The sequence below is a fragment of the Vallitalea sediminicola genome (assembly GCF_054408565.1).
Window position 1 is genome coordinate 1 of sequence record NZ_BTPT01000024.1, and the last position, 12,646, is coordinate 12,646.

General features: G+C 30.7%; 13 protein-coding genes, 4 tRNA genes and 1 rRNA gene. 14 read left to right on the forward strand and 4 right to left on the reverse strand.

What is annotated here, in order from left to right:
• The first annotated feature begins 182 nt into the window (after positions 1 to 182).
• The 5 genes from ACX6CF_RS10220 (at position 183) to ACX6CF_RS10240 (ending at position 677) form a co-directional block, all read left to right on the forward strand.
• Positions 183 to 254: transfer RNA gene (locus tag ACX6CF_RS10220), tRNA-Asn, on the forward strand.
• 11 nt (positions 255 to 265) lie between these two features.
• Positions 266 to 337: transfer RNA gene (locus ACX6CF_RS10225), tRNA-Glu, on the forward strand.
• A 2-nt stretch (positions 338 to 339) separates the two neighbouring features.
• Positions 340 to 457, forward strand: a 5S ribosomal RNA gene (gene rrf, locus ACX6CF_RS10230).
• Positions 458 to 500: 43 nt separating this feature from the next.
• Positions 501 to 571: transfer RNA gene (locus tag ACX6CF_RS10235), tRNA-Cys, on the forward strand.
• A 32-nt stretch (positions 572 to 603) separates the two neighbouring features.
• Positions 604 to 677, forward strand: a tRNA-Met gene (locus tag ACX6CF_RS10240).
• A 287-nt stretch (positions 678 to 964) separates the two neighbouring features.
• Here ACX6CF_RS10240 and ACX6CF_RS10245 read toward each other — a convergent pair.
• The gene (locus ACX6CF_RS10245) at positions 965 to 1,843 is read right to left on the reverse strand and encodes a DMT family transporter (RefSeq protein WP_458785229.1); all 879 of its coding nucleotides are present in this window, start codon (positions 1,841 to 1,843) and stop codon (positions 965 to 967) included.
• A 282-nt stretch (positions 1,844 to 2,125) separates the two neighbouring features.
• Between ACX6CF_RS10245 and ACX6CF_RS10250 the strand changes: the two genes are divergently transcribed.
• From ACX6CF_RS10250 to dnaB, 9 genes are all read left to right on the forward strand, one after another.
• Positions 2,126 to 2,302 (forward strand): DUF951 domain-containing protein, encoded by a 177-nt coding sequence (locus ACX6CF_RS10250; RefSeq protein ID WP_458785230.1) that lies wholly within the window; start codon positions 2,126 to 2,128, stop codon positions 2,300 to 2,302.
• 193 nt (positions 2,303 to 2,495) lie between these two features.
• On the forward strand, positions 2,496 to 2,783 hold the full coding sequence (gene rpsF, locus ACX6CF_RS10255) for a 30S ribosomal protein S6 (RefSeq protein WP_458785231.1): 288 nt from the start codon (positions 2,496 to 2,498) through the stop codon (positions 2,781 to 2,783).
• Positions 2,784 to 2,801: 18 nt separating this feature from the next.
• Positions 2,802 to 3,245, forward strand: a complete 444-nt coding sequence (locus ACX6CF_RS10260; protein WP_458785232.1) for a single-stranded DNA-binding protein — start codon at positions 2,802 to 2,804, stop codon at positions 3,243 to 3,245.
• A 33-nt stretch (positions 3,246 to 3,278) separates the two neighbouring features.
• Entirely contained in the window at positions 3,279 to 3,515 is a 237-nt protein-coding gene (gene rpsR, locus ACX6CF_RS10265) for a 30S ribosomal protein S18 (RefSeq protein WP_458785233.1), read from the forward strand.
• A gap of 188 nt (positions 3,516 to 3,703) precedes the next feature.
• Positions 3,704 to 4,033 (forward strand): MazG-like family protein, encoded by a 330-nt coding sequence (locus tag ACX6CF_RS10270; RefSeq protein WP_458785234.1) that lies wholly within the window; start codon positions 3,704 to 3,706, stop codon positions 4,031 to 4,033.
• Positions 4,034 to 4,075: 42 nt separating this feature from the next.
• Positions 4,076 to 5,038, forward strand: coding sequence for a DUF2232 domain-containing protein (locus ACX6CF_RS10275; protein WP_458785235.1), 963 nt, complete (start codon positions 4,076 to 4,078; stop codon positions 5,036 to 5,038).
• Positions 5,039 to 5,110: 72 nt separating this feature from the next.
• Positions 5,111 to 7,159, forward strand: a complete 2,049-nt coding sequence (locus tag ACX6CF_RS10280; protein WP_458785236.1) for a DHH family phosphoesterase — start codon at positions 5,111 to 5,113, stop codon at positions 7,157 to 7,159.
• Entirely contained in the window at positions 7,156 to 7,602 is a 447-nt protein-coding gene (rplI, locus tag ACX6CF_RS10285) for a 50S ribosomal protein L9 (protein WP_458785237.1), read from the forward strand. Before ACX6CF_RS10280 ends, rplI begins: the two co-directional genes overlap by 4 nt.
• 206 nt (positions 7,603 to 7,808) lie before the next feature.
• Positions 7,809 to 9,146: a replicative DNA helicase gene (gene dnaB / locus ACX6CF_RS10290; protein WP_458785238.1), complete on the forward strand. Its 1,338-nt coding sequence runs from the start codon at positions 7,809 to 7,811 to the stop codon at positions 9,144 to 9,146.
• A gap of 144 nt (positions 9,147 to 9,290) precedes the next feature.
• On the opposite strand, the gene ACX6CF_RS10295 is transcribed toward dnaB, so the two are convergent.
• The 3 genes from ACX6CF_RS10295 to ACX6CF_RS10305 all read right to left on the reverse strand — a co-directional run bounded on the left by ACX6CF_RS10295 (position 9,291) and on the right by ACX6CF_RS10305 (position 12,613).
• A complete protein-coding gene (locus ACX6CF_RS10295; protein ID WP_458785239.1) occupies positions 9,291 to 10,130 on the reverse strand; it encodes a carbohydrate ABC transporter permease in 840 nt (279 codons plus the stop codon).
• 19 nt (positions 10,131 to 10,149) lie between these two features.
• Positions 10,150 to 11,094, reverse strand: coding sequence for a carbohydrate ABC transporter permease (locus ACX6CF_RS10300; protein WP_458785240.1), 945 nt, complete (start codon positions 11,092 to 11,094; stop codon positions 10,150 to 10,152).
• Positions 11,095 to 11,161: 67 nt separating this feature from the next.
• Positions 11,162 to 12,613, reverse strand: a complete 1,452-nt coding sequence (locus ACX6CF_RS10305; protein WP_458785241.1) for an ABC transporter substrate-binding protein — start codon at positions 12,611 to 12,613, stop codon at positions 11,162 to 11,164.
• Positions 12,614 to 12,646: the final 33 nt, after the last annotated feature.

A 12,646-nucleotide genomic window follows, 5' to 3' on the forward strand; every position in this document is an offset into this window, starting at 1 on the left:
GATAGGTCGGAGGTGTAAGCATGGTAACATGTTCAGCTGACCGATACTAATAGGTCGAGGGCTTGACCAAGCTTAAGTAGTTAAGCTAAGAGTTAAGATATATAAGTTATGTAGCAAATGCAGAGGTTGATTAAAGGATAATTTGTTGTGCAATGTGTTGTTTTGAATGTTTATAAAAGTAATCCTCGATAGCTCAATGGTAGAGCATTCGGCTGTTAACCGAAGGGTTGTAGGTTCGAGTCCCACTCGGGGAGTTAAATAATAAGGCTCGTTGGTCAAGCGGTTAAGACACCGCCCTTTCACGGCGGTAACAGGGGTTCGATTCCCCTACGAGTCATTTTCGGTGGTAATGCGTTTATGGGAAACACCCGTTCTCATACCGAACACGATGGTTAAGACATAAACGGTCGATGGTACTTAGTTGGAGACGACTTGGGAGAGTAGATGGCTGCCGATTTTGTTATTGACAAAATTAATGCACTATGCATATAATATACTATGGCGCCATAGCCAAGTGGTAAGGCAGAGGTCTGCAACACCTTCATCATCGGTTCAAATCCGATTGGCGCCTTAAAACGCTTTAACATAAGAATTTTATACTGGCGCGGAGTGGAGCAGTCTGGTAGCTCGTCGGGCTCATAACCCGAAGGTCAAAGGTTCAAATCCTTTCTCCGCAATTATTTACAGCTTAATAGGCTGTTTTTTTTGTCCTTATTTTATATAATATGGAATGATATCTATTAGGTTATTGATGCAGTACGGTGATCTAAATAATTATCTATAAATACATAGTATAATTGTAAAGGTAAGTAAATGCGTTTACTACTAGTTAGTTAAAAATAGAGGTATTAAAAAGATGACAATGAGTACATATCATTATCATCTTTGGTAATTAAAGTCTTTATTGATTAGTATGAAGCTTACATGATAGGTAAAATCTTATACACTTAATAAAATTAAGAGTCTAGGATCGTTTCTTTTTGAGTTCTACTTCTGATATAAGAATAGCTATAAATATAACTATACAGCCTAATATTAGTTTAATACTTAATGATTCTTTTAACAGTACTACAGAAAAAATTGTTCCGAATACAGACTCAGTTGATAAGAATATAGCTGCTTTATTAGCTGGTACTTTTTTCTGTGCATAAGTTTGAATGAAAAATGCAATAGAAGTACAAAAAATACCTAAATATAAAATAGCTAATATTGCATTCAAGGTTATATTTAATTCTACTGTTCTAATATCCATAACAATGAAACAGAGTAAAGACAAAATAAATGCTATATACATCTGTATAATTGAAAGCTTTATAGGACTAATTTTTTTACTATAATGTCCATTAAAAACTATATGAAGTGCAAAAAAAACAGCACATATCAAAGTTAGTATATCACCTAGATTAACCCCTGTAGCCATATCTAATGTTAACAAGCCAATTCCAGCAAAACAAATGATTGCTGATAAAAATGATTTGATAGGTGGTTTTTTACGGTATAAAATCCAGCATAGAAATGGAACAATAATAACATTGACACCTGTTAAAAAAGCATTTTTAGATGGTGTAGTATAGAGTATTCCGAAGGTTTGAAATATAAAACCTAGAAAAAGAAATAAGCCAACGATGAAACCGCCAATGATATCTGATTTTGATATAGTTTTTAGATGTTTAAAGAAAATAATACTTAGTAAAACGGCTGCGGTTAAGAATCTTAGCGTTAGTATAAGTATAGGAGTAGCCCCCATATTTAATGCTATTTTAGATGCTATAAATCCACTGCCCCAGATTATTGCTACAATAAATAAAAGACCTTCATATAAATATTTTTTTGATTTTAACATATGTACTCACCATAAATTAGAGTTACTAAAACAGAACTGAAGTTATGTTCATTATAAAAGCTATTGAGTCTAATTAATCCTTTCTTAACGTAATATTTTAAAACTTTTTTTGATTGCAATATAATAACTATAACATGACATAAGGATAAAGGTAAATAAAAATATTAATATATATATCATTTGAATAATACAATATATTTACTATTACATAGATTTAATTTATAATAGTAGACAAGGTATTATTATTGGTAGAAGTTAATAATTAACTAGAGGTGATTGATGATGGATATAAAAGTAGGAAATGTGCTGTATTTAAAAAAACAACACCCTTGTGGAAGTCATGAATGGGAAGTTCTTAGAACAGGTATAGATTTTAGAATAAAATGTTTAGGATGCGGTCACCAGGTCATGATTCCAAGAAAGAAATTAGAAAAGAATATAAAAAACATTAAGGAATAGGCTATAATGATCTATATTAATGTAAAATGTAAATTTCTTATTGCATTATGTAAAGAACTATGGTAATATGTTTAATTGTAGTATAGAGATAAAATAGTAATTTTATGTCAAGCTATATAATCATTATTTTAATGATTATTATCCTTGCTCTTATAAATTAATAAGGGCCAAAGTCCAAAAGGAGGTGTAATTAATGAATAATTACGAATTAGCAATTGTAATCAGTGGGAATGTTGAAACAGAAGTTAAAGAAGCTGCTTTAGAAAAAATCAAAGGTTATATTGAAAGATTTGGTGGTACTATCGGTGAAATCGACGACTGGGGAAAAAGAAGACTAGCTTACGAAATTGATAAAGTAAAAGAAGGTTATTATTACTTTATTAAATTCCAATCATCTTCAGATGCACCAGCTGAGATTGAAAAAAGAATCCGTATTATGGAACCAGTTTTAAGATTCTTATTTAAGAGATTAGAAGACTAATTTTAAGGGGGTAATGTTATGAATAAAGTCATATTGATGGGAAGATTAACAAAGGATCCAGAAGTTAGATATTCACAGAGTGCTCAACCTCTTGCAATTGCTAGATATACTTTAGCAGTTAATAGACGTTTTAAACGTGAAGGTGAGCCAGATGCTGATTTTATTAACATTGTATCCTTTGGAAAATCAGGAGAGTTTGCTGAGAGGTTTTTTAAGAAAGGTCAACAAGTATGTATTGTTGGTAGATTACAAATAAGAACTTATGATGATGCTAACGGCAATAGAAAATGGATGACAGAAGTAATTGCTGAAGAACAGCATTTTGCTGAAAGTAAATCTTCATTTGAACAAAGAATGGCAACGGAACCAAATGAAACATCTGTTCCTGTACCAGAGAATAATAATAATGCCGATGGGTTTGTTCCTATAGACGAGAGTTTTGACGACGATTTACCATTTTAGGTATAATATGATTTTTATAAAGGAGGTAAAATAATGGCTTTCCAAAAAAGAAAAGGCGGAAGAAGAAAAAAACGTATTTGTATTTTTTGTGCAGACAAAAAAGCGACAATTAACTATAAAGATGTGAATAAATTAAAAAGATATGTTTCTGAAAGAGGAAAAATTCTTCCAAGAAGAATCACTGGAAATTGTGCTAAACATCAAAGAGCATTAACAATAGCTATTAAGCAATCAAGACATATAGCATTAATGCCTTATACATTAGATTAATATAGATATTCTAGGGCTCTGAGTAATCAGAGCCTTTATTAATTATTAAATATGAACATATTAATATAGTTTCTTAACTTTTCATATCTTCCATAAAATGTTATAATATGATTAATCTATGTAAATAGATAAAATAACTTATGTCAAATAGATAAAAATAATTATAAAAATAAAAGGGGACTGTAGCTATGGCTATATATAAAGGGGACTTTGACATTACAAAGACTATTAGGATTATTGAAAGATTAAAAAGTCAGCTACTATCAAATGTATCTGCTTTGTTTTCAAATATGGCTGAAGGTAATACTGGTAACACTAGTGAAAATATTGATATTTTAGCTGATGTAATTATACTTTCCTATTTATTATCTGATAGGTTAGGTGTTTCAAATGAAGCACTTGACGTCAAATTAGTAAATAAATTACGTTTAGCTAGTTTACAGGATGTTGAAAATGCTGAATGGGCAAAAGAGATACTTACATTATCAAAACATCTTAATAAGTCTAAGCAAATATAGATAGATATATTTTGAATGAATTTCAAAATATAGGAGGTTATTATGAAAAAAAATAGTAATTCTAGATATATATTTCTTTTAATAATATTAATTATTAATACTTTCTATAGTTACCTATTTTTAACACAAGCGGAAGTAATACTTTTTAGTTTTATTGTTTTTATACCTATAGCAATCTATAGTTTACAATATAAGATAGATGCTAGTTTGATTTGTTGTATGTTAGCAATTTCTACTGTAATTTATTTGTTATATGGTGTTCAAGACTTTATCTCATATAGTATGCTGATAATGTTACCTGCTTTTATTATTAGTTACATAGTAAAAGAAGAAACCTCTTTTCCTAAAGCTTTATCAGTATCTAGTTTATTACTTTTTGTATGTTTTCTAGGAGCTATTATATCATTAAAATATATTTGCAAGATAGATGTTTTAGCAGATTATTTTAATATTATAGATGCTTTGGAAATTGAATTTACTGATATGTATAGTGGGTTTTTTAGTGCGAATACTAATTCCATACAAGAATATTCTATTGCTATGGGGACATTTAAGAAGACTTTTTATTTCATGAAATATTATTACCCTGCTTTATTATATCTATTATGTTTAGGTATATCTTTTATATCTATTTTATGTATTAGAATAGTAGCTAGTAAAGCAAAGATATATGACTATAACTTAGGAAACATATTAGGGTTAAAGGTATCTAGAAGCATCATTATATTTTTATTGATTGTTATTTGTACCAAAGCATTTAATCTAAGTAGTGATAGTTATTTACTTATAGCGATTAATAATATACTAGTTATTTTAACATTAATGTTATTTTTGTTGGGTATCTTATTTGAAGTATCAGTAATTAAAAGAGTTAGAAATGCTGGAAGGAGAAGTCTACTAATATTAGTAGCTATCTTTTGTCTTATCTTTTTCCAAGCTTATTTTGTAGTAGCAGGTTTTATAGATAGTGTTTTCCAAATTAGAGTTAAATTAAATAATGCATAAAATAAGCATTAAAAATCTAATAATGGAAGATAATAATATGGAACTTCTTTAAACCTTAAAGGAGAAGATTATATGAATAAGAAATTTCAAATGAATAAAGAAATAGAAAGTTATTTTAAATGGCCTTTAATATATGTTGCTTTTCTATTTATACTAACCATAATATTATTTTATATCAGTATTACAGCGGGTATTATCTCATTGGCATTTTTATTAGTTGCTATAATGGTAAGTATTTTCATTAGTGTTGTTTCAAAAAGACATTTAATGAGTGAGGTAATTAATTATGCTCTTACTTTTGGTACATTGCAAAAGAATTTTTTGCAAAAGTTTCAGATACCTTATATTTTGTTAGATATTGATGGAAGAATACGATGGTTTAATGAAGAATTTGAAACTATGATAGGTGAAAAAAAGATATTGGACAAAAATATTAATGCATTAATACCTCACCTTAATTCTACTATATTGCCTGTAGAAGATGATACTGTTTTTGAAAAAGAGATATCTCTAGAAGATAAAATATATAGAGTAATAATTCGTAGTCTTGTAATAGATAATGATGATAATAGTTTAGATGCATATGATAGAATGAGTGATAGCGGTATTATCTATGCGACATATTTTTTTGATATAACTAATGAAAAAGAGTTACAAACAAAGAATGATGATCAGAAAACAGTGGTTGGCCTTTTATACATTGATAATTATGAAGAAGCTTTTCAGAGTATTGAAGATGTTAGAAGACCTCTTTTAGTTGCACTTATTGATAGAAATATAAATAAATTTGCTAAAAAAATTGATGGTGTTGTTCGTAAATTTGAAAAAGATAAATACATGATAATATTTCAAAAGAAATATTTAAGGGATTTACATGAAAATAAATTTGCTATATTAGATCTTGTTAGAGAAATTAATATTGGTAATGAACTGCCAGTTACATTAAGTATGGGTCTTGGAATTAATGATTATTCCTATATTCAATCAATGGATTTTGCCAGAGTTGCTATTGATTTAGCTCTTGGTAGAGGTGGAGATCAGGCGGTAATAAAAGAAAGTGATAAATTTTTATTCTATGGAGGAAAAACTCGAGGTGTAGAAAAAAGCGCAAGAGTAAAAGCTAGAATCAAAGCTTATGCGTTCAGAGAACTTATAGAAGATTGTGATAAGGTTATTGTAATGGGACACAAAGTTCAAGACTTAGATTCATTAGGAGCAGCTATTGGTATTTATAGTTGTGCTAGATTATTGGATAAGACTGTTCATATTGTTCTTAATGAAATAACTTCAGCGGTTAAACCTTTATATGACCGTTTTATTGAAGATGATAATTATGGTGAAGACCTTTTTATAGATAACGTAGAAGCTGTTAATTATGCTAATGAGAATACATTACTTGTAGTTGTGGATGTTAACAGACCAAGTTATACCGAATGCGAAGAATTATTTAAATATGTAAACAATGTTGTGGTTTTTGATCACCATAGAGTTGGGGCAGAGCATATTGAAAATACTGTTTTAAGTTATATAGAACCTTATGCTTCCTCTGCATGTGAAATGGTAACTGAGATAATAAGATATATTTCAGATAAGGTTAAGCTAAGACCTATGGAAGCTGAGGCTTTATTTGCAGGTATTACAGTAGATACTAAAAATTTTGTGATAAAAACTGGTGTCAAGACTTTTGAAGCAGCTGCTTATTTGAGAAGAAATGGAGCAGATGTTGTTAGAGTAAGAAAATTATTTAAAAATGATATGGAATCATACAAAGCTAGAGCAACAGCGGTTAGAGATTCAGAGATATATAAGGATAAATTGGCTATCTCAATATGTCCGTCAGATATTCAAAATCCGATTTTGGTTACTGCACAAGCAGCAGATGAATTACTTAATATATCTGGTATCAAGGCATCATTTGTGTTAACTAATGTAGATGGTATAATATATATAAGTGCCCGTTCTTTTGATGATATCAATGTGCAGTTAATAATGGAAAAATTAGGAGGAGGAGGACATCTAAGTGTAGCAGGTGCTCAGCTTCGTGATAATACCATAGATGGTGCTATAGAAATCTTAAAAGATACTATTGATGAATACTTAGAGGAAGGTGAAAAAAAATGAAAGTAATACTATTAGATGATGTTAAGAAGGTAGGTAAAAAAGGAGAGTTAGTTAATACAAGTGATGGTTATGCTAGGAACTTCTTATTCCCTAAAAAATTAGCAGTTGAAGCTACTAAATCTTCTATTAATGATATGAAATTAAAACAACAATCAGAGAAGAGAAGAAAAGAAGAATTGCTTGAACAAGCTAAAGAATTAGCTAATGAAATTAAAGGTAGTGAAATAACAATAAAAGTAAAGGCTGGAGATGGAGGCAAGATCTTTGGTTCAGTATCCACAAAAGAAATTACAAAAGCAGCAAAAGAACAGTTAGGTTTTGATATTGATAAGAAGAAAATGCAAATTAAAGATCCAATAAAAGCTCTAGGAACTCACATAATACCAATAAAATTAACTGCAAAAGTTAAAACAGAATTAAAAGTAAAAGTTCAAGAATTATAATCTTAGTAAATGAATACAAGGCCCTTAAAGGGTCTTGATGTTTCATTATCTAAAAGATATATATAATTACGCCAAACAATGTATGCATTAGAAATAAATACAAGTTTATTAATAAGAATTTGGCTGTTATAATTAACTTAAGTACTAGGTTAGATATACAAACTATGTATATATATGTAGTATGGATTAATAGTTTGGAGGGGATTGTGGTGGATGCAGAAATAAAAGGATTACCACCATATAGCTTAGAGGCTGAGCAATCAGTTATTGGTTCTATGATACTAGATAGAGAAGCGATAGCTACAGGTACGGAGTCCTTAATGCCTGAAGATTTTTATCAACCTGATTTACAGGTGATATTTGAAGCAATCATTGATTTATATAATAAGAATAAAGCTATCGACCTAGTTACACTTGAAAATAAACTAAAAGACGAAGGTGTTCTAGACCAAATAGGTGGAATCAATTATCTATCTAAATTAGCTATGGCTGTACCAACATCTGCACATATAAAGAATTATGCTCAGATTGTTAAGGAAAAGTCGGTTCTTAGGAGATTAATTAAGACTAGCAGAGAAATAATTGATGAAAGTTATGATGGTAAAAATAAGTTAGAAGATATTCTTAACGGTGCCGAAGAGAGAATCTTCAATATTATGCAAGATAGGCGTACGGAAGAGTTTTCTTCTATTAAAGATTTAGTAGTACCAACTTTAAATAAAATAGAGACTATACATAAAAATCAAGGGAAAGTTACTGGGATACCTACTGGATTCCTTGACCTTGATTATAAAACTGCAGGATTGCAGCCTTCAGATTTTGTTCTTATTGCTGCAAGACCTTCAATGGGGAAAACAGCAATTGCCCTTAATATGGCACAACATGCTGCCATTAAGGAAAATGCTTCAACGGCTATATTTAGTTTGGAGATGTCAAAAGAACAGTTGGTTAATCGTCTTCTTTGTTCAGAAGCTATGGTAGATGCACAAAAGGTTAGAACAGGTGAATTAGAAGATGAAGATTGGGCAAAGATTGCAAGTGGTTCAAGTGTATTGTCAAATGCTCCAATCTATATAGATGATACACCTGGTATTACAGTCTCAGAAATGAAAGCTAAGTGTAGAAAATTGAAATTGGAAAAAGGTCTTGATTTAATATTAATTGATTATTTGCAGCTTATGAGTGGAAATGGTAGAACAGAATCACGACAACAAGAGATATCTGAGATATCACGTTCATTGAAAGCGCTTGCCAGGGAAATGGAAGCTCCAGTTGTTGCATTATCCCAGCTTAGCCGTGCTTGTGAATCTAGAGCTGACCATAGACCAATGTTATCGGACCTAAGGGAATCTGGAGCTATTGAGCAGGATGCTGACGTAGTTATGTTTTTGTATAGGGATGAATACTATAATCCTGAAACTGAAGCTAAAAATCAAGGTGAATTAATAATAGCTAAGCAACGTAATGGACCAACTGGTACTATTCATCTGGTATGGATGGGACAATATACTAAATTTGCTAGTATGGATAATAAAAGTTATTAATTAAATAAATGTAAGCACAATATAGGCTGGAGAATTATTCCAGCCTAATAATATACTCTTCTATGCTCTATTAGTTTAAAATTCTTATCAAATGTTGCTTAATATATTTTTTAACTCTCTTACATATTTCAATATTAACATTAACTATCCTTTTATTGAACCAGCTATTCCTTCTACAAAATATTTTTGTAGAGCAACAAATACTATTATTATAGGTATTAATGAAATAGTACCTCCTGCAGCTATTCCAGTCCAATCTACGACATATTCGCCTTTAAAAGCATAGAGACCTACGGCAAGAGTACGAAGCCCTTCTTTGCTAAGAGTTAATACGAGTGGTAATAGGAATGAGTTCCATGTCCATATAAACTGCATAATTACTACACTACCTATTATTGGTTTAGATAAAGGAAGCATAATATTTATGAATATTCTTAGAAATCCACATCCATCCATAATCGCAGCTTCTTCTAATTCTTTTGGTATCTCCTTGAAGAATCCGGCAAAAAGTAGAATGAATATAATATGTGAGCCACCTGATTCAGCTAATATAAGACCTAATCTTGTGTTCATGAGCCCTAAAGCTTTAATAGCTTGATATATAGGAATAATTGTGAAACCAAGGGGAATAACCATACTCGCTAGAAATACAAGTAAAACTGCTTTTTTTCCTTTGAATTCATATCGTCCCATTACATATCCCATCATTGCACTGAGTATTAGTACTAATAAAACAGTACTTACTGTAACAATTATAGAGTTAAGAAAGTAAGCTTCAAAATTAGCGTTATTCCATGCTCTTATAAAGTTATCAAAATTAAAGTTTTTTGGTATTAGAGTTAATCCATTCGCAAATATTTCATCTTGTGTCTTGAAAGATGCACTTACCATCCAAATAAAAGGATAAATCCATGCAAAAGAAACTATTATCAATATTAAATGAGTTAAACCTATCTTTTTATTTTTTATTCTAATTTGTTTCAATTCAATTCACCACCAGTTATTAGTTTTGTGTTAAGGAACTTTTTTGTTTGATTTTCTTTTTGAAATAATTTGCAGTAAAACCTACAATAATAATTGTTATTCCAAAGAAAATACCTGCCGCTGAAGCATAGCCAATTCTTGGAAGTCCCATTTCACTTGAAAAGGCGTATCTATATATATAAGTAGAGACAACATCTGTGGCAAAGAAAGGACCACCATTAGTCATTGTTTTTATAATATCAAATACTTTTAGGGAACCTACTATATTAAGTAAAGCGATAACAGCTCCAATAGGTAGGATCAATGGGAATGTAATATGCCTAAACATTTGCCTAGAATTACATCCATCTACTTTAGCGGCTTCATATAGTTCTGATGGTATACTTTGTAAGGCAGCTAGCCAGTAAATCATGTTTATACCTAGATTTTTCCAGCCAGAAATGAGGATAACTGAACTCATTGCATATTTAGGGTCTCCTAACCAATTGATAGGAGTATTTATTATACCTATGGATAATAATAATGAGTTAACAGGACCATCTGCACCTAAAATAAATATCATGATGATACCAACAATAGATGCGGTTGTTACAACTGGTAAAAAGAATAATGTACGGTATACTTTTGCAAATTTTAATAGCTTATTATTTAATACAACAGCTAATAACAGTCCAATTACTAAATGAATGGGAACAACACCAAACATGAATTTGAAGCTATTCCAGTAGGAAGACCAAAAATAAGGGTCTTTGGCTACATCAATAAAATTTTGTAATCCAACAAATTCTTTAGTTACACTTAATCCAGACCAATTCAAAGTCGCATAATAAAAACTTGAGAATATGGGCCATGCGGTGAATATTAAGTATAATAGTATCGTTGGAAGCATGAACATCCAACACCACTTAACATTTTTTTTATCTTTAATAGAAAATATATTTTTCCTACTATCTACTTGTTGCATTATGTTCTCTCCTTTTTGATAATATAAATGCTGTAACTATTAAGTCACAGCATTTTATAAGCATTAATTAATAATTAGTCATTGGATCCCAATCGAATTTAAAATCATCTTTAGAAATATTGGCTCCTTTTTCATTAGCTGCTTTTAATGCTCTATCAAATTCTTGGTTAACTTTTTCTGCTAATACTTTCAGACTGCCTTCTATATCGTTAATGGCTCCAGCTACAGCTCCTTGTAATAAGTCTCCAATTGCTGGACTTACATCATTATATTGCAAGAATAATTGTGATGTTGCTGGGTTTTCAGTTTTTGGATTTGGAGCTACGCTTGCTGTTTCTATAGCAGCATCATAATAATCTTTTAATAATGGATTTGCTAGATATTCATCATTAACACCTTTAACAAGTGAGAAGAATACTCCATCAGAAACACAATCTTTCTGGTAATTATAATCTTTTGAGTATAAAGCTTCTAATAATTTTGCTGCTTCTTTGGGATGCTTAGAGCTAGCTGATACACCCATCCATGCATTTGCTGTAGCCATTGCTACTGAACCTTGTCTACCGTTATCAGAAATGACTTGTGATGCAATACCTAGATCTAAATCAGGATTGTTAGCATTCCAAACTCCTATACACCAAACACCTTGAATGATGAAAGCAGCTTCTCCTGCGCCAAATAATGCTCTAGCTTCTGGAGCTCTTATACTCATTGTACTTGGATGATAACTTCCATCTTCAGCCATACCTTTAAATAATTCAAAAGTTTCTACCATCGCTTTATCAGCATAGCTTGATTCACCAGTAAATAAACTGACAGGTGAGAATTCTGACATTCCGCTGCCGCCTAGAGCAGAGAAATCATGAGCCGATGTTTTCCATCTGTTTACTTGTTGGCCACCTTCAATTATTCCATAAAAATCACCGTTACCTGTTTCTGTAATTTTTTTAGCATACTCTCTTAATTCAGAGAATGTTTTTGGAGGTTGTTCTGGATCTAATCCAGCTTTTTTAAACAAATCTTTATTGTAGAATATTATAGAATTAGGTAATTGAAGTACTTCTGGTATAGAGTATACTTTTCCATCTATTACGTTAACGCCATCTTTAAATACCCCATCTACAAACATATCTTTGAAACCTTCACTTACAAGACCTTCCAATGGTTGGAACCAACCTTCTTTTACTACAGCACCTAAATCCATGCCGCTTGGTAGAGGGAATAGGTCAGGAGCATCTCCAGAATTAATTGCGGATAGTATAGTGTTTTTATACTGATCCATTGTAAGACAAGTGTATTCAATATTAATATTAGGATTATTCTTTTTATATTCTTCAAAAAATGTTTCTTTCTGAGCTTTTGAGCTGTCACTCCAATCCATAACTTTTAAAGTGATTTTTTTAGTGTTATTGGAATCTTTATCACTTGGTTTTTCATTGTTCTCTGAGTTTTTAGAACCACAACCAGCTAGTGTGACAATCATCATTGCTACTAATAAAATCGAAAGTAATTTTTTCATTTTGTTCCTCCCATATAATTTATATATTTTTAG